Below are 18,709 nucleotides of genomic sequence, written 5' to 3'. Positions count from 1 at the left end.
GGAGTCAGCTTGTTGTCTGATGGGGCAAGACCGCGGTTGCTTCGATCTCGATGCGGGCGGCTTTTTCCACGAGGCGCACGACCTGAACCAGCGCCATAGCCGGGTAATGGGTGCCGAAGACATCCCGATACGCACGGCCGAGGTCGCGCAGATTCGCGAGATATTCCTCGATGTCGACAACATACCAGGTCAGCCGCACCAGATGCCGCGGCTCGGCTCCTGCCACGGCCAGGATGGCGCTGATGTTCTCGAAGATCTGACGCGCCTGTCCGACGAAGCTGTCGGCGAAAGCACCGCTCTCGTCCCATCCGACGACTCCGCCGGTCACCACGATCCTGCCTTCGGCCATCATGCCGTTGGCATAACCTTTCGGCGCCGGCCAATGCTTCGGGTTCAGAACTTCGGGGCCATCATCGGCGGACGAGGGAGCATCTCCAACAGAAGCTGTCACTGGTATCCTCCCTTTTAGGAATTGGATTGCTTGGCGTGCATCTTCAGGAGCTCCCGTGCAATCACGATCTTCTGCACTTCCGTTGCTCCCTCATAAATCCTCAGAGCCCTGATCTCCCGATAGAGCTCTTCGACCTTCACGCCCTTGGTGACGCCGAGGCCGCCGAAGATCTGCACTGCTTTGTCGATCACACACTGCGCCTCTTCCGTAGCATGCATCTTTGCCATGGCGGCCTCGCGGGTCACGCGCTCCGCACCCTGGTCCTTGGTCCAAGCGGCGCGATAGACGAGGAGCGCAGCAGTGTCCACCCCGGTTGCCATGTCGGCGAGGGAGGCTTGGGTCAATTGCAAATCCCCCAGAGGAGCCCCGAAGAGCTTGCGGGAGGAAGCGTGCTGAAGCGCCTCGTCAAGGGCACGGCGGGCTAGTCCGAGAGCCGCAGCTCCCACGGTCGAGCGGAAAACGTCCAAGGTCGCCATGGCCACCCTGAACCCATCACCCCGTCCCCCGACACGCTGCGAAAGCGGCACCCGGCATCCTTCAAACCGAAGGGTCGCGAGGGGATGAGGCGCGATGACATCGATCCGGTTCTCGATCGTCAGTCCCGGCGTCTGTGCATCGACCACATAGGCCGACAGCCCCTTCGCTCCGGGAGCCTCACCCGACCGCGCGAAGACCACGTAGTGGTCCGCAATGCCGCCATTCGAGATCCATGTCTTCACGCCCTCGAGGCGCACATGATGCGGCCCATCGGGAGTCGCCGTCGTGCTCATGGCAGCGACATCCGACCCAGCTTCCGGTTCGGACAGCGCGAAAGCCGCAATCGCCTCGCCGCGGGCAACAGGCGGCAGGTATCTCTCCTTCAGCTCTTCAGAGCCGAACAAGGTGATCGGCCCCGTTCCAAGGCCCTGCATGGCGAACGCGAAATCCGCCAAGCCGTCCTGGAAGGCCAGCGTCTCGCGGGCGAGACACAGGGTGCGGACATCGAAGGTGGGTAACAGACCGCCATAAGCCCTGGGGACGACAGCCTTGAGCCACCCGTCTTCGCCAAGGCGGTGTACGAGATTGCGGCAGGACGCGTCGACGTCAGAGTGATCCACAAGGGAATGGACCTCCCGTGCAGCCCAGTCGCGCAAGCCGTCAGCAAATTGCCGATGACGAGCCTCGAAGAAGGGCCAGGAGAGAAAGCTCGTATCGACCACGTCAATCTCCCTTGAAGACCGGCTTTTCCTTCGCCGCGAAGGCGCGATAAGCGCGCGCGAAGTCCTCGGTGGTCATGCATAGAGCCTGGGCAACAGCCTCGGCCTCGATGGCCTCCTCGACCGACATGGCCCATTCCATGGCGAGCATGCGCTTCGTCATCGCGTTGGCATAGGTTGGTCCGGTGCCGATCATCCGAGCCAGGTTGTGCGCCTCGCTCAGGAGTTCGCCGGACTCGACCATGCGGCTGAAAAAGCCCCACCGCTCGCCTTCCTCGGCGCTCATGAAGCGGCCGGTATAGAGCAACTCCGAGGCCCGCCCCTGCCCGATGATGCGAGGGAGAATGGCACAGGCGCCCATATCGCAGCCTGCAAGCCCCACCTTGTTGAACAGGAACGCCACCTTCGCGCCAGGGACCGCAAGACGAATGTCCGATGCCATCGCCACAATGGCGCCTGCGCCGGCACAAATGCCCTCAACGGCCGCGATGATCGGCTGCGGCGCCGCCCGCATGGCCTTGACCAGTTCCCCGGTCATGCGGGTGAAGGCCGTGAGGCCCTTCGTGTCCATTTCGACCAATGGGCCGATGATTTCGAAGACATCGCCGCCTGACGAGAAATTTCCGCCAGCTCCGGTTACCACGATGGTTTTGACTTCCTCGTCCTTTGCACAGGCATGGAAGAAATCCGCCAGTTCACGATAGCTCTCGAAGGTAAGGGGGTTCTTCTTCTCCGGGCGATTGAGCGTGACTGTCGCAACGGGTCCGTCGACAGACAGCAGAAAATGGCGCGGCTCATAGGTTGCGAGCGGCAGCGTAACGGAATTGGCAAACTGCATCACTGACCTTCTCCTTGGATGGCGCGCCGTGCCGACAGCTTGGTTTTACCGAGAAGCCGCATGAGATCGCCCCGGTCCTTCTCCGTAAGACCGCCGAACAGATCAGCGATCCAGAGCTCATGCTCGGCCGCCATGGCGCAAAACTCGCCGCGGCCGCTCTCCGTCAGGCTGATCACCGTGGCCCTGCGATCTGTCGGGGAAGCCGTGCGCACGATGTGGCCGGACGCGACGAGCCGGTCGACGAGGCCGGTGAGATTACCGTTCGAGACCATCATGCGCTTCGAGAGATCGGACAGGGTCATGCCATCCGGAGCCTTGTCGAGCTGCGCCATCAGATCGAAGCGGGGCAAGGTGACGTCGAACCGCTCGCGCAGGCGACCGCGCACCTCCCCCTCGATGAGGGTTGTGCAGGTGAGAAGGCGCAGCCAGAGGCGCAGTTCTTCCCGGTGATCCTCCGGCATCTCGACAGCCTTGGTTTCGGCGTCGAGCGGAATCGCCTGATCGTCCATCTTCAGATTTCTCCCCCGGCCACCACGATGGCCTGCCCTGTCACGGATCGCGCTTCCTCGCTGCAGAGCCAGAGCACGGCAGCGGCGACCTCCGATGGGTCGATCAACCGGCCCTGCGGGTTGTGCTTCACGAGTTCCCCCAAAGCGTCCTCTCGGGTCCGGCCCGTTTTTCTCATGATTGTCTCGAGGCTCTCTGCCACGAGATCGGTATCGGTGAAACCAGGACAGACGGCATTCACGGTCACGCCGGTTTTGGCGGTCTCCAGCGCCAGGGCACGAACGAAGCCGATTACGGCGTGCTTGGCGGCGCAATAAGCGCTCACATAGGGATAGCCCTTCAGGCCCGCCGTGGACGCGACAGCGACGATCCGTCCGAAGCCCCGCTCCGCCATGGAATGCAGCACGGCCTGAGCCACATTCGTGACGCCAAGCAGGTTCACATCCAGCATCTGTCGGAAGACCTCCGGACCGGATTTCATGAAAGGCGCGGAAGCCGCACCACCGGCATTGGCGATCATCAGGTCGACAGGACCGTAGCGCGAAACCGATTCCTGCACGGCGGCTTGCACTCTTTGCGCATCCGACACGTCCGCCACGGCAGCCGCGTGAGCATCGCCTTGCATGATGGCCTGCTCGAGCGTCGCGGGGTTGCGTCCGACGATCGTTACGGTCGCGCCTGCCTTCATGAGCGATGCTGCAATAGCCCGACCGATTCCGCGGCCGCCGCCCGTAACCAATGCATGCCGGCCTTTGAGAGTTGTCATGGTCATCTCATTCCGCCGCGAGAGGCTTCTCACCGGCCTCCATCTTCAGCTCGGCGCGGGTCTTGGGCTTGGCCTTGATCTTCAACTCGTCCAGATCCTGACGATCACGCACGGAGTTGCGGAAGATCTGGTCACGGCCGGCATGATATTGCGGCGGGCAATGGATGCTGGCCGCGCCATACCAGGCGGCAGCCTTCATGGTGAAGAACGGATCGACCAGATGCGGCCGGCCGAGCGCAACGAGATCGGCGCGGCCTGCGGCCAGAATCGTGTTCACCTGATCGGCCGTCGTGATGTTGCCGACGCACATTGTGGCTACACGCGCCTCGTTGCGCACCTGATCCGAGAACGGCGTCTGGAACATGCGTCCGTAAATAGGCCGCGCCTCGCGCACGGTCTGTCCCGTCGAAACATCGACGAGATCGACTCCGTGCTCAGCGAACGCGCGGGCAACTTCGACCGCATCCTCGCCCGTGACACCGCCCTCAGCCCAATCGGTTGCGGAAATGCGCACCGACATCGGCTTGTGCGCGGGCCAGACCTCGCGCATGGCGTCAAACACCTCCAGCGGATAGCGCAGACGGTTTTCGAGGGAGCCCCCATATTCATCCATGCGCCGGTTGGTGAGCGGCGAGATGAAGCTCGCCAGAAGGTATCCGTGAGCGCAGTGGAGTTCGAGCATATCGAAACCGGCACGCTCACCACGGATGGACGCCTCGACAAACTGCGCCTTGATGGTGTCGAGCTCCGCCCGCGTCACCTCGCGCGGCACCTGGCTGTCCGGGAAATATGGGATGGGCGATGCAGAACAGATGTCCCAGGCACCCTGCTCCAGCGGCCGGTCGATGCCCTCCCACATGAGCTTGGTGGCGCCTTTCCGGCCCGCATGCCCGAGCTGCAGGCAGATCTTCGTCTCGGAGTTCGCATGAACGAAGTCGACGATCCGCTTCCAGGCAGCCTCCTGCTCATCGTTCCACAGGCCGGTGCAGCCGAGCGTGATGCGGGATTCAGGCGAGACGCAGGTCATTTCCGTGAACACGAGCCCCGCACCGCCCGTGGCGCGCGAGCCGTAATGCACGAGATGAAAGTCGTTCGGCACGCCGTCTTTGGCCGAATACATGTCCATCGGCGAAACCACCACCCGATTGGCGACATTCATCTCCCGCAACCGGAACGGCTGAAACATCGGAACCGTGGGGCTCTCGACCGATACGTCAAAGCCCTCCCGGCGCACCTGTTTGGCAAAGGTCTGATCGACGGCCGCGACGAAATCGGGCGCCCTCAGACGCAGGTTGTCGTAGGTGATCGCTTTTGCGCGCGTCATCACGCCGAAGGCGAACTGAACCGGGTCGAAATCCCAGAAGCGCGCCACATGCTCGAACCAGACCAGCGATACGTCGGCGGCATGCTGGGTCTTTTCGACCTCCTCGCGCCGTCCTGTCTCATACAGCGCCAAGGCGCCCTCGACGCTTGGGTTGCGGCGGATGGCTTCGTAGAGCGCGATGGCATCTTCCATGGCGAGCTTTGTGCCCGAGCCGATGGAGAAATGTGCCGAGGCCTTGGCGTCGCCGAGCAACACCTTGTTGCCCATGACCCAACGCTTGTTGCGGATCATCGGGAAGTTGCGCCAGATCGAGCGGTTGGTGAGAACGCGGTGCCCGCCGAGGAACCAGCCGAAAATCTGCTCCATGAGCGCGGCAGATTCCGCCTCGCTTTTGTCATTCAGGCCGGCCCGCTCGAAGGTCTCCGGGTCGGTCTCGAACACCCAGGTAGAGCGGTTCGCCTCGTACTGGTAGGCATGGGCGATGAAGGGCCCCCACTCCGTCTCCTGGAAGATGAAGGTGAAGGCGTCGAGCGGCTTGGTCGAGCCCATCCAGGTGAACTTGTTGGGTCTCAGATCGACCTCGGGCTGGAAGTGGTCGGCATAACGCTCACGGAAACGGCTGTTGATGCCGTCGGCCACAACGACGAGATCCGCATCGGCGAACAGGCTCTCGTCATCGACATCCGCTTCGTAGCGCAACGTGACGCCGATTTCCTCCGCCCTATCCTGCAGGATCAGGAGCAGCGTGCGCCGCGAGCAGCCACAGAATCCGTTGCCGCCAATCCGGTGCTCGGTTCCCCTGAAATGGATGGCGATGTCGTCCCAATAGGCGAACTCGCGAACGATCCTTTGGTAGCTCGGCAGGTCGTACTTTTCGAAATTGTCGAGCGTCGCATCGGAAAAGACAACGCCGAAGCCGAAGGTCTCATCGGCCCGGTTGCGCTCATAGACCGTAACGTCGGCCTCCGGCCTGAGCTTCTTCAGCAGGATCGCGAAATAGAGCCCTGCGGGGCCGCCGCCGATGATTGCCGTCTTCATGGGATTCCTACCCGAAATTGCAGATTTGTTTTAAGCTTAAAATAATTTCTGTTCAACCTCAAAGCCGGCCTATGAAACACTGGGCCTCGTCATCAGGCCCTCATTGCCTCCTGCGGCTTAGCCTCATCCAGAGCAATACGGCGCAATTCGAAACGCTGGAGCTTGCCTGTCTGGGTTCGTGGCAGCGCATCCACAAATTCGATCACGCGCGGATATTTATACGGGGCGATTTCCTGCTTCACGTGGTCCTGCAGCGCCTTCGTCAGTTCGGCGCTTGGACCGTGATCCGGCCGGAGAACCACATAGGCCTTGACCACGGTGCCGCGCCCATCGTCGGGTGCCCCGACGACGCCGCATTCTGCTACGGCCGGGTGCGTGAGGAGCGCGGCCTCGACCTCGGGCCCTGCGATATTGTAACCCGCGGAGATGATCATGTCGTCGGAGCGCGCCTGATACCAAAAGTACCCTTCCTCATCCATGAGGTAGGTGTCGCCAGTGACGTTCCAGCCGTCCTGCACATATTTCTGCTGCCGCTCGTCGGCGAGATACCGGCATCCGGTCGGCCCGCGCACAGCCAGACGGCCGATACTGCCGGGCGGCAGATCACGGCCTTCCTCGTCGATGACTTTGGCTTCATAGCCAGGGACGGGCTTGCCAGTGGCGCCGGGGCGGATCTCCTCCTCGGTGGCGGCGATGAAGATGTGGAGCATCTCGGTAGCGCCGATCCCATCCATCAGCCGGATATTCGTTGCATCCCTCCAGGCTTCAAAGGTTCCTTTCGGCAGAGGCTCGCCGGCCGAGACGCATTTACGCAAGGAGGAAATGTCATAGCCTTCCAGCTTCGACAGGATGGCGCGATAAGCTGTGGGCGCGGTGAAGCAGATGGTGGCCTTGTACTGCATGATCGCCGGCAGGAGATCGTCAGGTCCCGCCTTCTCCAGCAGCACAGTCGAAGCGCCGACCCGCATCGGAAACAGCACAATGCCGCCGAGCCCAAATGTGAAGGCAAGCGGTGGCGAGCCGATGAAGCGGTCGCTGGGCTCAGGCCGCAGCACGTTGCGTGAATACGCATCGCAGATCGCCAGCATGTCGCGATGGAAGTGCATGGTGCCCTTCGGCTCGCCCGTGGTGCCTGAGGTAAAGCCGATCAGGCACACATCGTCCGCGGCCGTATCGACAGCGGAGAAGTCCGGCGAAGCGCCGGCAATCATCGCCTCCAGGCTATCGTGTTTGCCTGAGCCCCAATAAACGACGTGCTGGAGGTCGGGTGCCAGGGCCTTGGCGCGATCCATGTCCTCCGCGAGGCGATGATCGCAGAGCGCTATCGTGATCCTGGCCTTGTTCAGCGGATAGGCAATCTCCCGGGCGCGCAGGAGCGGCATGGTGGCAACGACGATGCCGCCGGCCTTCAGCACCGCCAGATAGACCGCCACCATCATGGGGTTGTTGGCAGACCGCAGGAGAACCCGGTTGCCTGGAACGAGACCAAGGCGTCCGACCAGCACGTTGCAAATCCGGTTCACCCGCTCTTGAAGTTCGCGATAGGTGAGCGTCTCTGACGGGCCGATGAGGCAGGGCTCTTCGCCCCTGCCCTCCTCGACCCACCGGTCGAGGAACGCCACGGCGCAGTTCAGTCGCTCGGCATACTGGAGCTCGGGCCGTGTGAAGATGAATGTCGGCCACTGGTCCCGGGGCGGAAGGTTGTCTCTCGCGAAGGTATCCACATGTGCCGTGTCCGCCATCGTCCGCACCTCCGTTCGATTGTGAAGCAGGTGAGCTATGCCGCGCAGGCCTGGGGAGCTTGGGCCGATATACCGAGGGTCGCAAACGCGCTCCTCGGGCTCTCTCGTCCCGTTCCCTACGCAGTTGTCATCCCACTGGCCTTCCCCTGCGAAACAATCCACTTGAAGAAGGCAGAAATTATTTTAAACTTAAAACAATCCTTGGCAATCCCAATTTTGGGGAAGCCGCTGCGAGGGCTCCAACAAAGGGAGTGTTCGGCAGAAACGTTTTGCGGCAGAGTAGCGCCGCCCCTTCCGTCGAGGCGCCTCACGTCCCGCCGGGAACAATCACGTCAAGCACGGCAAACGTGCGCAGGGAACAGTCACTCGGGAGATCATGATGAACGCAACAATCAAAACCCTTGGCCTTGCAGCGGCCGTGACCCTGGCCGCTGCACCGGCCGTGGCGCAGGAGAAGCTGAAGGTCGGCCTTCTTCTCACCCTTTCCGGCCCCTCGGCCGTGCTCGGCCAGCATGCGCGGGACGGCTTCCAGCTCGCCATGAAGGATCTCGGCGGCAAGCTCGGTGGACGCGATGTCGAAGTGATCGTCGTCGATGACGAGTTAAAGCCGGATGTCGCCGTGACGAAGGTCAAAGGCCTCATCGAACGCGACAAGGTCGACTTCGTGGTCGGCCCGATCTTCTCGAACGTGGCGGTTGCCACCCACAAGCCGATCGTCGATTCCAAGACCTTCTACATCAGCGTGAATGCCGGCCCCTCGAACCTCGCCGGCAAGAGCTGCAACCCGTATTTCTTCGCCACTTCCTACCAGAATGACCAGAACCACGAGGTTCTCGGCAAGGTGGCCCAGGACCGCGGCTACAAGAAGGTTTATCTGCTGGCGCCAAACTATCAGGCCGGCAAGGATGCGCTGGCAGGCTTCAAGCGCCACTACAAGGGCGAGATCGTCGAGGAATCCTACACTCCGCTCAACACCCTCGACTTCCAGCCCGAGCTGGCGAAGATCGCCTCCATGCAGCCGGATGCCATCTTCACCTTCATGCCCGGCGGCATGGGCGTGAACCTCGTCAAGCAGTACCGCGCTGCGGGTCTTGCCGACCGTATTCCGTTCCTCTCAGCCTTCACGGTCGACGAGACGAACCTGCCGGCGCAGCAGGACGCTGCCGTCAACATGCTCAGCGGCTCGAATTGGGCTCCGAACATGGACACCCCGGCGAATAAGAAGTTCGTTGCCGCCTTCGAGGCTGCCTACAATGCGGTGCCGGCGTCCTATGCGATGCACTCCTATGATGCGGCTCTCCTGATCGACGCTGCTCTGAAGGCAACAGGTGGCAAGACCGACAACAAGGACGCGCTTCGTGCGGCTATTCAGAAGGCCGAGTTCAAGTCCCTCCGTGGCGATTTCAAGCTCGGCGCCAACGGGTTCCCGATCCAGGACTTCTATCTGGTGAAGGCCGCCAAGCGGTCGGACGGCAAGATGCAGACGGAGATCGTCGAGAAGGTGTTCGACGACTACACGGATGCTTATGCCAAGGAATGCGCACCGACGAACTAAGCCCATTGGGCTGACGCGGCCTGTCTTGGAGAACTCCCGGACAGGCCGTCTTTCTTCGATGCACCTTTCATGATGCTCTCGCCTGAGGGCACGCAAGCGGAGGCTCGGTTGATGCAGGCCAGCAGCCAGTGACGCGCCGATGACAGCAACCCTCTTTTTCGTCCAGGCTCTGAACGGCCTTCAGTTCGGCCTCATCCTCTTCCTCATCGCCGCCGGCCTGACCCTTGTCTTTGGGGTGATGGACTTCATCAACCTGGCACATGGCGTTCAGTACATGGTCGGCGCCTATCTGGTCGCAGCGTTCAGCGCCTGGACCGGCAGCTTCGGCTGGGCGCTGCTCCTCGCCCTTCCGACGGCACTGGCCTTTGGCCTGCTCCTGGAAGCCCTCGTGTTCCGCCACCTCTATGATCGCGATCATCTCGATCAGGTGCTCGCCACGTTCGGGGTGATCCTGTTTCTGAACCAGGGCGTGAAGTTCGTCTGGGGCGCGGCGCCTTTGAGCGTTCCCGTGCCCGAAATCCTCTCCGGCTCGGTGGAGATCGCAAACGGCCTTCTCTACCCGGTCTACCGTCTTGCCATCATCGCGGCCGGCCTCGTGATTGCCGCATTGCTCTACGTTCTAGTGAACCACACACGCGTCGGCATGCTGGTGCGCGCAGGCGCCAGCAACGCCGCCATGGTTTCGGCGCTCGGCGTCAACATCCAGCGCCTGTTCATGGTGGTGTTCGGTTTCGGCGCCATGCTGGCGGGCTTTGCCGGCGCCATGGTTGCGCCCATCCTGTCCGTTGAGCCCGGCATGGGTGACAACATCCTCATCCTGGCCTTCGTGGTGATCGTCATCGGCGGCATCGGGTCGATCCGCGGCGCGTTCCTGGCCGCGCTCCTGATCGGCCTCGTGGACACAGTCGGCCGCTCGTTCGCGCCCAACCTGCTGCGCCTTGTCCTCGATCCCGCAGCCGCAAGCCAAACGGGGCGCGCCATTGCGCCAATGCTGATCTACGTCTTCATGGCCGCCGTGCTGTTCTTCCGTCCCTCCGGCCTGTTCCCTGTTAAGCGTTGAGGGCGGAGTTAATGACCGAGATCGCCGAAACCCACTCTGCTCCGTCGCTCGGCGCGCGGCTTGAGATCATTCCTGTGGTGCTCTTTGCGGCCTTTGCGGCGGCACCCCTCCTCGCAACCTTCTCGGGCGCCGAGGGCTATGTCCTCTCCCTGCTCACACGGGTGATGATCTTCGGCGTAGCCGCCATGGCGCTCGATCTTATCCTCGGCTATGGCGCCCTTGTGAGCTTCGGCCATGCGGCCTTTCTCGGCCTCGGCGGCTATGCGGTCGGCATCCTCGCAAGCCACGGCTTCGAGGATGCCCTGATTCAAGTTCCTGTTGCGCTCGTTGCCTCTGCCGCCTTCGCTCTTGTCACAGGCGCCATCTCGCTGCGGACAAAAGGCGTCTATTTCATCATGATCACCCTGGCCTTCGGGCAAATGGTGTATTTTCTCGCAACATCTCTGGCGCCTTATGGCGGGGATGACGGCATGACCCTGGCGTCCCGCAGCCTCATCGCCGGATCAGGCTGGCTGGAGAACGACTTCACCTTCTACTGGGTCTGCCTGCTCTGTCTGTTCGCTGCTTATGCCCTCTCCCGCTCCATCGTCGCCTCCCGGTTCGGCCGCGTCCTGCGCGGGACGCGGGAGAACGCCGTGCGCATGGAAGCGATCGGATTTCGCCCCTTCCGCTTTCAGCTCGCAGCCTATGTAATCAGCGGCATGATGGCGGGTCTCGCCGGGTGCCTCCTGGCCAATCAGGCGGAATTCGTCAGCCCAGCCTTCATGACATGGCAGCGTTCGGGCGAGTTGATCTTCATGGTGGTGCTCGGCGGGCTCGGCTCACTGCACGGGGCGATTATCGGAGCAGCCGCCTTTCTGCTGCTGGAGGAGTTTCTGCCCGAAATCCTGCATACGGTGAGCTTCTTCCTCAGCGAGGAAACACGATCGCATCTCGCCGAGAACTGGAAGATGGTGTTCGGGCCCCTGCTGATCCTGATTGTGCTGTTCGTCAGAGGCGGGATCATGGGGCTTTTGCGGAGGTCGCACTATGGCTGAGCCGCTGCTCGAACTCCGCAACCTGCGCAAGAACTATGGCGCACTCGTCGTCACCGACGATGTCAGCCTCTCGGTTGAGCCCGGCGAGTTGCACGCCATCATCGGCCCAAACGGCGCGGGCAAGACAACCCTCATCCACCAGATTTCAGGGATGCTGCCGTCCAACTCGGGCCAGATCCTGTTCGCCGGCGAGGACATCACGAACCTCGCCATGCCGCAGAGGGTTGACCGCGGGCTGGCGCGCTCGTTCCAGATCACCTCGATCCTGCCCGGGTTCTCCGCTCTGGAAAACGTAGCCCTCGCGGTCCAGGCCCGCTCCGGCTCAAGCTTCCGCTTCTTCGGCACTGCCGCACAGGAGAAGGACTTGAACATTCCGGCGATGGAGTGCCTGAGCGAGGTCGGGCTTGGCGCACGCGCCCACATTCCGGCCGGACTTCTCTCCCATGGCGAGAAGCGCCAGCTGGAGCTTGCCATCGGGCTTGCAACAGCCCCGAAGCTGCTCCTGCTCGACGAGCCCTTGGCTGGCACCGGGCATGACGAGTCCCAACGCGTTGTCGAGACCCTGCGCCGCCTGAAGAGCCGTTTGACCATCATGCTAATCGAGCATGACATGGAAGCAGTCTTCTCCCTTGCCGATCGTGTCTCCGTTCTCGTCTATGGGCGCGTCATTGCCACCGACACGCCGGAGCGGATCAGAGCCAATCCTGATGTCCGCGCCGCCTATCTCGGCGAAGAGGAGATGGTCTGATGCTTTCCGTCCGCCAGCTCCAGGCCTCCTACGGAGCCGCCCAGGTCCTCTTCGACATCTCGCTCGACGTGGACGCCGGCGAAGTGGTGACGCTGCTCGGGCGAAACGGCATGGGCAAGACCACCACCGTGCGCTCCATCATGGGCCTGCTGCGCCCGCGGGGGGGCGAAGTGCGCTTCGACGGCGCTGTCGTGACCGGGTTCGCTCCCTATCGCATTGCCAAGACCGGCATCGGCCTCGTACCGGAGGGGCGCCAGATCTTCCCGACCCTGACGGTCGAGGAAAATCTCGTCGCCACGGCCTCCAACAGGACAGGCGCCGGCCGCTGGACGCTCGATGCCATCTACGACCTGTTCCCGCGCCTGAAGGAGCGCCGGAGCAATCTCGGAACGCAGCTCTCCGGCGGCGAGCAGCAGATGCTTGCCATCGGCCGCGCCCTGATGACGAACCCCAAGCTGCTCATTCTTGACGAGGCGACAGAAGGGCTGGCGCCACTGATCCGCGCCGAGATCTGGACCTGCCTCAAGCGTCTTAAAGGCGAGCGCCAGTCGATCCTGGTCATCGATAAGAACGTGGGCGTTCTGGCGACCTTCGCCGACCGCCACGTGATCATCGAGAAGGGCCGCTCGGTCTGGACAGGAACCAGCGAAGAACTCATGACGGATGCCAGCCTCAAGGATCGGTATCTGCACGTCTAAGGACAGGCATCATGGCATCCGAGGAACTCGATCTCGAAGCCGAGTACAACAACCGTGCGCGGGTGCCCGACCACCCGGTTCATATCGCCGGCTGGCAACGGGATGCCGCTGCCTATCGGGAGACGGCACGAAGCGAACTCGATCTGGCCTATGGCCCTCGCGAACGGCACAGGCTCGATCTGTTCCACCCCGGGGATGGCGACAACGACCGGCCCGTCGTGTTGTTCATCCATGGCGGCTACTGGCAGGCCTTCGACAAGTCGTCTTCCAGCCATCTCGCCCGTGGCGCCAACGTGCGCGGGCTGACAGTCGCGGTACCGAGCTACACCCTCGCGCCTGCAGCCACACTCGCCGACATCGTTGCCGAGATGGAAATGGCCGCCGACTTCATTATGCAGCGCACAGGCCGTCCCATCGTCGCCACAGGTCATTCGGCCGGTGGGCACCTTGCCGCCTGCCTCATGGCGCGCCCTGCGCCGCAGCAGCGTCCTATCCGAGCTGCCATGCCGATCTCTGGTTTGTTCGATCTCCCACCGCTGGTAGGAACCTCAATCAACAAGGCTCTTGGGCTCACGATTGAGGAGGCGCATCGCCTGAGCCCCCTTGAATGGGCGCCGCCAGGCAGCGGGCATCTCGTCGCCGTTGTCGGAGGCGCGGAGAGCAGCGAGTTCTTGCGTCAGTCCCGCGACATCGTCGATCAGTGGGGTCAAGCCGGGGTGACGACCCGCTACCATGAGGTGCAGGGCGCTCACCACTTCGATGTGATTGCCGGCCTTGCGGATCCGGCAGACCCGCTCGTTGATATCGTGGTCGAACTAACGGCTGTAGCCTGATCCTTCCGCGCAGAAGGGTCAGCCACGCTTCTTGCGCGAGACAACCTGCGCGACCGGCAGATCGGCAACAGGCTCGCTTGTCCTCTCACCCGAAGCCGTAACCCAGGCGCGCCCGGATTGCCGCGCATAAAAAACATGACCCGTCCGCTCAGGCGAGAGGATGGACGAGGTGAGGTTATCGAGGACGTATTGTCCCTGGGCTGTGGCCACGAGAAGCACCGCATGAGCTTCGCCTTGTGCGGTGGAACCAACCGCAATTGAGAGCGCCGCCGAAGGCCAGCCACGCTCAATCAGCATCTTGCGCTTCAGCAGCGCGAAGTCCTCGCAATCGCCCTTCCCGCTGGTCGGAAGCGCCCAGACGTCTTCACGGCCATATTGCTCCAGATCCGAGACCTCGCGGATGGTGCTGTTCACGTGACTATTGATCTGCTGCAGCTGCGACATCCGCTCAGCAGTCAGAACAAAAGAATGGCCAGGCTTCGCCTGCGCGGAAGCGCCCGAATAGATCATCAGGCCGGCAGCCAAGCCGAGCGCAGCCCTCTGTGTGATGGAATTCATTGAACATACCCCTGTGCCACTTGTTGGCTTTTGCCGGAGCTGTAGATCCGCTCCAGTTCTGCTTTATCTTGCGACAGGTAGATCTAGTTTATGAGACAACATTGAGGCAGCTTGGCCGTTTGAACCAGAGGCTTATCATGCGCTTGTCCGTAGCTCTGGTCCTCATGACCCTGACAAGCTGGTCCCAACCCGTTTGGCCGTCTGAAGACGCTTGGCAGGCCTTGAAGCAGGGAGGCGCGGTAGCCGTGTTTCGACATGCCCGTGCCACGGGAACGGGCGATCCCGCCATTTTCCGGCTGGGTGATTGCTCAACCCAGCGCAATCTCTCGAAAGAGGGCCGACGACAGGCGCAACAAATCGGAGATCAGTTCAGAGCCCGACAGGTGCCTGTCGAGCGCGTGCTCTCAAGCCGCTGGTGCCGTGCTCTGGATACGGCACGTTTGGCGTTTGGAGCTCTGACAGAGCCAACTCCTTCCCTGGACTCTTTCTTCTCAGGGAGAGATCAGGAACCCGCACAGACTCAGGCCGTACGTCGGACCATCGAGGGGTGGCGCTCGACCGGCGTTCTGGTGCTCGTGACTCATCAGGTCAACATCACGGCCCTGACAGGCATCTTCCCCAGCGAAGGCGAAATGCTCGTGCTTAGGCCACGGGCCGATTCAGGGTTCGATGTTGTTGGACGAATAAAACTTTAGGATCTAGTCTTCGGCCCGGAGCTGATCGACGACGCCTTGGCTCATATAGGGATGACCCGCTTCGTTCAGGGCCCGGTCCAGAGCCTCGATAGCAACCAGAATCTTGGTGAGTTCCTCGGCCATTTCGACGGACGGAAGCGGCGCCTCAGATATCTGCCGCGCCATTTCCCTGCGACGCTTCACGAGGCTCTCTCGTGCCGCATTCAATTCCTTGATTTCTTCCGAGGTCATCGGCTCCTCACGCTGGAAAATTGTGTGAAGGGATAAGTCTTACAGGCACAATCCGTTCACAGATGAACGGATCTACCTTGCATCAATGTTCGAGCCGCGCGAGAAGGTCAAGGATATGCCTCTCCCTTGCGCCAACCTGCTCCTCGGCGATATCAAGAATGAGCCGCTCCCCGCTCCAGCGAATAGTTCCTTGTGAGTCTGCAATCACGCCCTGCACAGATCGCTTCTTTGCGGCTCCCGGCCAGAAGCTCAGAGCAATCGCCTGGGGGCCTGCATCAATGCGGACGATACCCAACCGTCGACAGACCTGCCTCATGCTCGTGAGGCGGAGAAGATTTCCCAAAGCCTCCGGCAACGGCCCGAACCGATCCTCGATCTCCTCTTCAAGGTCATCAATGGACTCAGAGGCATCCATACGTGCAATGCGTGCATAGAGGTTGATCCGCACCTCGTCCTCATGAACGTACTCTGCCGGAATGGAGCCTGTGAGACCGATACTGAGTTCAGGCGTCCAGTCATCCGCGTAGGTCTCTCCACGCAGGGCGCGCTTGAGCAGGTGCTGATAGAAGTCCGCGCCGATAAGCTTGATATGTCCTGCCTGCTCTTCTCCCAGCAGGGCACCGGCTCCGCGCTGATCGAGGTCCTGCGCGCTGATGGCGAACCCGGCTCCAAGGCGGTCGAGCGCCTCCAACGTGCGCAGACGCTTCTCCGTCGCTTTCGGCAGTTGCTGCCCTAGTTCCGTCAAGAGATAGGTGGTCCCGCGGATGCGGCCGCGTCCCACGCGGCCGCGTAGCTGATGGAGTTGCGAAAGCCCGAAGCGGTCGGCACGCCACACCAGCATGGTGTTGGCGCGAGGAACATCGAGACCGCTTTCGATGATGTTGGTAGCAAGCAGGATGTCACCTTCGCCATCAGCGAAGCGCACCATCACGTCATCCGTCTCAGTCGGCGGCATTTGGCCATGGGCAACAAGGATCTCCAGTTCAGGCACGATCTTTGCAAGCTGCTCGCGCATCGGCTCGATTTCTTCCACACGGGAGCAGACCACGAAGCTCTGCCCACGGCGGCGACGCTCACGCATGAGAGCCTGCCGAGCGGTTGCAGGGTCGAATTCCGTCAGGAAGGTGCGAATAGGCTGTCGTCGGGCCGGGGGCGTCGCGATGATGCTCAGCTTCTGCAAACCGACCAGAGCCGATTGCAACGTGCGCGGAATAGGCGTTGCCGTCAGTGTCAGCACATGCCCGCCTGATGCCATCGCCCGGAGCTTAGATTTATGAGCAGCACCGAACCTCTGCTCTTCGTCGATGATGACGAGGCCAAGATCTTTGAAAATTACACCCTTGGCAGCCAAGGCGTGCGTGCCGATCACGATCCGCACCGACCCGTCGGCCAATCCCTTCTTCACAGCCCGCGCTTCGGATGCCGTCACCAGGCGTGACAGATGCGCGACATCAATGCCGAACCCGGCAAAGCGCCTCTGGAAGCTGCGCACGTGCTGGCGCGCCAGAACCGTCGTGGGCGCGATCACGGCAACCTGTTTGCCTGACAGCGCCGCGACTGCCGCGGCGCGCAACGCAACCTCTGTCTTGCCGAAGCCCACATCACCGCAAACAAGCCGATCCATGGGGTGCCCTGAGGCCAGGTCTTCGAGGATTTCCCCAATGGCACGCAGCTGATCCGGTGTTTCCGAGAACGGAAATCGCGCCACAAACCGCTCGTACTCGCGGTCCGGAGGCACAAGGGGCTCCAGCTTCACCGATTCACGAGCCTTGACCAGTTTGCCCAAACGGTCGGCTGTTTCCCGCGTCTCCGCTTCGATTGCAGCTAGCTTCGTGGTCCAGGCGTCGCTCTTCAGCTTGTCGAGCTGCAGTTTTTCGGACATGCGACCATACCGCCATACGCGACCCATATCCGTCGCAGGAATCATGAGAGTCGTGTCGCCGGCATAGGTCAGCCGGATGGTATCGCTCACCTCCTCATCACCTGCACCGATGATTTCGGTTCCCTCCAGAACTCCAAGCCCGTGATCGACGTGGATGACCGCATCGCCGATTTGAAACTGCATGTCGTTGAACTGATGAGCGGTTGACCGGATCTCTTGACCTTGTCCGCTAGACGCGCGGCTTCCCAGGACCTCAGCAGCAGTGACAACGACAATGCCCTGACGCTCATCGATAAATCCGCTCCGAATATCGGCTTGAAGAGCGAACGATCCCTTCGGCTGACCAGCCATGGCCTCACTCCAGCGCTCGATCAGAATCGGGCTGGGTTGAAGGGACTGGACCCGGCGTCTCATGCGATTGAGGTCTTCCTTTGTGGCTGCCACCAGAACGATCTTACGGTCGTTGTGCTGCTGTTCCTCGATAAAATTTGCGAGCGCACGCGTTGGCTTCGCTGCAGCGGCGAAGCGTGGAACAATGCTCTTTTTGGCTCCCTCGTCCGATGCGACATGGATGAGAATCAGACGGTGCTTGCACAGGGTTTCTCGCCATTCGCCATCCTCGATGAACAGCCGCTCTGGAGCTACGGCAGAACCACTGCCGCTCTCAGCACGCAGCGACATACGGCTTTCATAGGCATCGGCAACCTGCTCCATCACCAGTTGACGCCGCTCCTCCACTCCGGAGGACATCACGATGGGAGCGTCCGGCCAATAATCGAAAACCGTTTCCAGAGATGCGTAATGCTCCGGCAACCGATGCTCCATTCCGTCGGCGCGTTCCGGGATCGAACCGTCGTCTGTTCTCTCGAGCAGAATCTCAGAGGCGGGATCCAGAAAGAGGTCTTCAACCTCCGCCTCTGTCCGCTGCGAAACGGGATCATACGAGCGGATGGCAACGATGACTTGCCCATCGTGCTCGATGCGATAGGGCAAGGGGCTGCTCGCTGGAAAGACATCGATAACCTGCCCGCGGATGGCAGCCTCGCCTGGCTCGTCCACTCTCTCATCCAGAATGTATCCTGCACGTAGAAGGTAGAGTTCCAGTTCATCCTGCGAAAAGGCTTCACCCGCCTTGAGATGGAGGCATGCTTGCTTCCAGACGCTTCGCGGCGGCACACGCTGGACGATGGCGGCACTGCTCGCGATCAGCAGCCGCGCACCTTTTGCCGGTTCGCTCATGCGCCGCAGGACGGACATGCGTCGACCCATTGCTTCCCGCGAGGGCGAAGTGTTGTCATAGGGAAGACAATCCCAGGGTGGCAACAGACAAACCTCAAGGTCCGGCGCCAGTCCCTTTACGGCCTGAGCCATCTGCTCGGCCCGGTTCTCGCCTTCAGACACGTAGATGAGTTGCCGTTGATCCATACCTGATGCCTGCTCGATCAGGCGAACCGCATGGAGGCCGATGGAAGATGGCAAGGTGAGGTCGATCCGCCGGATGTCCTGGGAGGGCGCGGGCGTCACGTGCATGAAAGAACTCGTACGCGAGA

At 61.8% G+C, this 18,709-nt stretch carries 17 protein-coding genes; 7 read left to right on the top strand and 10 right to left on the bottom strand.

The genetic code is table 11. The features are described from left to right. Window positions 1-4: 4 nt before the first annotated feature. From JKL45_RS05110 to JKL45_RS05080, 7 genes are all read right to left on the bottom strand, one after another. Complete coding sequence (locus tag JKL45_RS05110; RefSeq protein WP_201860032.1) at window positions 5-451, bottom strand: RidA family protein; 447 nt, start codon at window positions 449-451, stop codon at window positions 5-7. A gap of 14 nt (window positions 452-465) precedes the next feature. Further along, window positions 466-1,650 carry an acyl-CoA dehydrogenase family protein gene (locus tag JKL45_RS05105; RefSeq protein ID WP_201860031.1) on the bottom strand — a complete coding sequence of 395 codons (1,185 nt, stop codon included), beginning with the start codon at window positions 1,648-1,650 and terminating at the stop codon, window positions 466-468. A 1-nt stretch (window position 1,651) separates the two neighbouring features. Beyond that, a complete protein-coding gene (locus JKL45_RS05100; protein ID WP_210345670.1) occupies window positions 1,652-2,485 on the bottom strand; it encodes an enoyl-CoA hydratase family protein in 834 nt (277 codons plus the stop codon). Continuing rightward, complete coding sequence (locus JKL45_RS05095; RefSeq protein ID WP_201860029.1) at window positions 2,485-2,994, bottom strand: MarR family winged helix-turn-helix transcriptional regulator; 510 nt, start codon at window positions 2,992-2,994, stop codon at window positions 2,485-2,487. The genes JKL45_RS05100 and JKL45_RS05095 overlap by 1 nt, the downstream gene beginning before the upstream one ends. Before the next feature lie 2 nt (window positions 2,995-2,996). Continuing rightward, window positions 2,997-3,764 carry an SDR family NAD(P)-dependent oxidoreductase gene (locus tag JKL45_RS05090; protein WP_201860028.1) on the bottom strand — a complete coding sequence of 256 codons (768 nt, stop codon included), beginning with the start codon at window positions 3,762-3,764 and terminating at the stop codon, window positions 2,997-2,999. Between the two features lies 1 nt (window position 3,765). Beyond that, window positions 3,766-6,120 carry a bifunctional salicylyl-CoA 5-hydroxylase/oxidoreductase gene (locus JKL45_RS05085; RefSeq protein WP_201860027.1) on the bottom strand — a complete coding sequence of 785 codons (2,355 nt, stop codon included), beginning with the start codon at window positions 6,118-6,120 and terminating at the stop codon, window positions 3,766-3,768. Between the two features lie 92 nt (window positions 6,121-6,212). Further along, window positions 6,213-7,862, bottom strand: a complete 1,650-nt coding sequence (locus tag JKL45_RS05080) for a benzoate-CoA ligase family protein (protein WP_201860026.1) — start codon at window positions 7,860-7,862, stop codon at window positions 6,213-6,215. A gap of 379 nt (window positions 7,863-8,241) precedes the next feature. Between JKL45_RS05080 and JKL45_RS05075 the strand changes: the two genes are divergently transcribed. The 6 genes from JKL45_RS05075 to JKL45_RS05050 all read left to right on the top strand — a co-directional run bounded on the left by JKL45_RS05075 (window position 8,242) and on the right by JKL45_RS05050 (window position 13,793). Further along, window positions 8,242-9,417 carry an ABC transporter substrate-binding protein gene (locus JKL45_RS05075; protein ID WP_201860088.1) on the top strand — a complete coding sequence of 392 codons (1,176 nt, stop codon included), beginning with the start codon at window positions 8,242-8,244 and terminating at the stop codon, window positions 9,415-9,417. A 139-nt stretch (window positions 9,418-9,556) separates the two neighbouring features. Further along, the gene (locus tag JKL45_RS05070) at window positions 9,557-10,477 is read left to right on the top strand and encodes a branched-chain amino acid ABC transporter permease (protein ID WP_201860025.1); all 921 of its coding nucleotides are present in this window, start codon (window positions 9,557-9,559) and stop codon (window positions 10,475-10,477) included. Window positions 10,478-10,488: 11 nt separating this feature from the next. Continuing rightward, complete coding sequence (locus JKL45_RS05065; protein WP_201860024.1) at window positions 10,489-11,514, top strand: branched-chain amino acid ABC transporter permease; 1,026 nt, start codon at window positions 10,489-10,491, stop codon at window positions 11,512-11,514. Then, window positions 11,507-12,262 carry an ABC transporter ATP-binding protein gene (locus JKL45_RS05060; protein ID WP_201860023.1) on the top strand — a complete coding sequence of 252 codons (756 nt, stop codon included), beginning with the start codon at window positions 11,507-11,509 and terminating at the stop codon, window positions 12,260-12,262. The genes JKL45_RS05065 and JKL45_RS05060 overlap by 8 nt, the downstream gene beginning before the upstream one ends. Then, window positions 12,262-12,960, top strand: coding sequence for an ABC transporter ATP-binding protein (locus tag JKL45_RS05055; RefSeq protein ID WP_201860022.1), 699 nt, complete (start codon window positions 12,262-12,264; stop codon window positions 12,958-12,960). The genes JKL45_RS05060 and JKL45_RS05055 overlap by 1 nt, the downstream gene beginning before the upstream one ends. 11 nt (window positions 12,961-12,971) lie before the next feature. After that, entirely contained in the window at window positions 12,972-13,793 is an 822-nt protein-coding gene (locus JKL45_RS05050) for an alpha/beta hydrolase (protein WP_201860021.1), read from the top strand. Window positions 13,794-13,811: 18 nt separating this feature from the next. On the opposite strand, the gene JKL45_RS05045 is transcribed toward JKL45_RS05050, so the two are convergent. Beyond that, complete coding sequence (locus JKL45_RS05045) at window positions 13,812-14,351, bottom strand: transglutaminase-like cysteine peptidase (RefSeq protein WP_201860020.1); 540 nt, start codon at window positions 14,349-14,351, stop codon at window positions 13,812-13,814. Between the two features lie 137 nt (window positions 14,352-14,488). Here JKL45_RS05045 and JKL45_RS05040 point away from each other — a divergent pair, with 137 nt between their 5' ends. Then, entirely contained in the window at window positions 14,489-15,046 is a 558-nt protein-coding gene (locus tag JKL45_RS05040; RefSeq protein WP_312896908.1) for a histidine phosphatase family protein, read from the top strand. 3 nt (window positions 15,047-15,049) lie between these two features. On the opposite strand, the gene JKL45_RS05035 is transcribed toward JKL45_RS05040, so the two are convergent. After that, entirely contained in the window at window positions 15,050-15,277 is a 228-nt protein-coding gene (locus JKL45_RS05035; RefSeq protein ID WP_201860019.1) for a hypothetical protein, read from the bottom strand. 82 nt (window positions 15,278-15,359) lie between these two features. Then, complete coding sequence (locus tag JKL45_RS05030; RefSeq protein WP_201860018.1) at window positions 15,360-18,689, bottom strand: DEAD/DEAH box helicase; 3,330 nt, start codon at window positions 18,687-18,689, stop codon at window positions 15,360-15,362. Between the last annotated feature and the right edge of the window lie 20 nt (window positions 18,690-18,709).

Origin of the sequence: Microvirga soli (assembly GCF_016734765.1) — a bacterium.
Lineage (GTDB): Bacteria > Pseudomonadota > Alphaproteobacteria > Rhizobiales > Beijerinckiaceae > Microvirga > Microvirga soli.
This window is presented reverse-complemented; position numbering and strand designations above follow the sequence as displayed.